Source organism: Mesorhizobium sp. M1E.F.Ca.ET.063.01.1.1, from assembly GCF_003998155.1.
Lineage (GTDB): Bacteria > Pseudomonadota > Alphaproteobacteria > Rhizobiales > Rhizobiaceae > Mesorhizobium.
The window spans coordinates 1-1,849 of record NZ_RZSC01000984.1 but is presented as its reverse complement, the minus strand read 5'-3'; the positions used below and the strand labels follow the sequence as shown (position 1 = coordinate 1,849).

Annotated in this window: 3 protein-coding genes; 2 read left to right on the top strand and 1 reads right to left on the bottom strand. The window is 65.6% G+C overall.

From position 1 onward, the window contains the following. Window positions 1-492 (top strand): LysR family substrate-binding domain-containing protein (locus EOA29_RS35095; protein ID WP_189479095.1); only part of this gene is annotated, 492 nt, incomplete at its 5' end. Window positions 493-551: 59 nt separating this feature from the next. Here the strand turns inward: EOA29_RS35095 and EOA29_RS35090 are convergent. Beyond that, on the bottom strand, window positions 552-1,163 hold the full coding sequence (locus tag EOA29_RS35090; RefSeq protein WP_127222306.1) for a TIGR00730 family Rossman fold protein: 612 nt from the start codon (window positions 1,161-1,163) through the stop codon (window positions 552-554). 118 nt (window positions 1,164-1,281) lie between these two features. Between EOA29_RS35090 and EOA29_RS35085 the strand changes: the two genes are divergently transcribed. Further along, on the top strand, window positions 1,282-1,849 hold a 568-nt coding region (locus EOA29_RS35085; protein WP_245468707.1), incomplete at its 3' end, for an Ig-like domain-containing protein.

Here is a 1,849-nt window from a genome sequence, read left to right as displayed (position 1 = left end):
CAATTCGAGGATCTGCGAAGCCGAGCGCTCGACCTTGGCTTCGTCTATGCCCCGGCGCCGAAGGGCGACCCGGATATCGAGAGCATGCTGGCGCGTCGCGAGCCGCTGGTTCTGGCGATACCCGAGGGCGATCCGCTTGCCGGTGTCGCCGACATCCGGCCCGGCCATCTCGACGGCCGCGTCTGGATCACCGTCGTGCGCCAGCCGGACGACACCAACCGGGCCCAGTTCCTGGCGGCCTGCATCGAGGCCGGCTTCGTACCCGAGATCGCCTATGAGACGGCCGACCCGTTGACCTCGCTCGGCCTGGTCAGCGCCGGCCTTGGCCTGGCGACGGTGCAGGAAAGCCTGCGCGACGCGGCGCCAGCCGGCATCGTCTTCCGCGATCTTCCCTGGTTCAAGCGCAGTGTTGAGATCCATCTCGCCTGGCGGCGCAACGATCGGAGGGCGGTGGTTGCGGATTTGAGGAGGGCAGTAGGCAGTAGGCAGTAGGCAGTAGGCAGTAGGCAGTAGGGCTGTGTCTCTATTGCCCACTGCCCAATCCCTACTGCCTACATCTTGTCTATCACCGCCTGCACGCCCTCCGTCGGCGCGTCGACCGACGAACCCGCCACCATGATGGCGGCGACGATGGCCTCGGGGTCGTTGACCATAAGCGGCTTCACCCGATGCGCGGTGTGGATGAAGCCTTCCTCCGCCATGTGCTCGATCAGCGAAAGCATCGGGTCCCAGAAGCCTTTGACATTGGCGAAGACGATCGGCTTGCGGTGGTGGCCGAGCTGCGCCCAGGTCATGATTTCGACGATCTCCTCGACCGTGCCGATGCCGCCCGGCAGCGCCACAAAGGCGTCGGATTTTTCGAACATCCTGTGCTTGCGCTCATGCATGTTGTCGGTGATCAAAAGCTCGTCGAGCTTGTCGAGAGCTGTTTCCGTCGCCTCCCTGTTGATCAGGAAGCGCGGGATGATGCCGGTCACCTTGCCGCCGGCTTTCAGCGCCCCGTCGGCGACGGCGCCCATGATCCCCTTGGTGCCGCCGCCATAGATCAGGCGCAGGCCGGATTTCGCCAGCGAGCGGCCGAGCAGATGACCGGCCTTGACGTAGGCTTCGTCGCGGCCCGGAGACGAACCGCAATAGACGCAGACGGATCGAATCGTGTTCATGGCGATGATTGGTGATGGGGACGGTCGGCGTGGTCAAGCCCATGGACGGGCTTTTTCTTGTAGCACTTGATAAAACACGCTAGACCGGCGTTAGGTGGCTAAGGGGGCAGAAAAGATTATGGCTATCAGTGCTTCAAAGGCGTTTTTGTTCGCGGCGGGCGGCCTTGCCGTCGTCGCGGCGGTCGCCTACGGGTCGGGCGCGCTCGGCCCTTACATCAACGACCAGAAACCGTCAGACGTCGCGGCACTTCCGCAGGCGGGCACGAAGCCGGCTGAATCCAACAGCACGTCCACCGAGGCGCGCCTGCCGCAGACGCAGGCTCCGGCCAGCACCGACAATACGATGGCTCCGGCCAACAAGATGGCACCCGCCAACAACGCAATGGCGCCGGCGGACAACGCGACGGCTCCGGCGGCATCCGCGCCGGCCGCTAAGGCGCCCGCTGCCGGTCCGACATTGCCGACCTTCGATGTCGTGCGCGTCGAAGGCAATGGCTCGATCGTCGTCGCCGGCAGTGCCGCGCCCAATGCCAAGGTCGAGATCCTGAACGGTGGGGCGGTGCTCGGCTCGACCGATGCCGGCCCCGACGGCGCCTTCGCTATCGTGCTCGACGACCCGCTGAAGCCGGGCGACTACACGATCACGCTGCGCGCGACGGCCGGCGGCGTTGCCGTCGCCTCGGCGC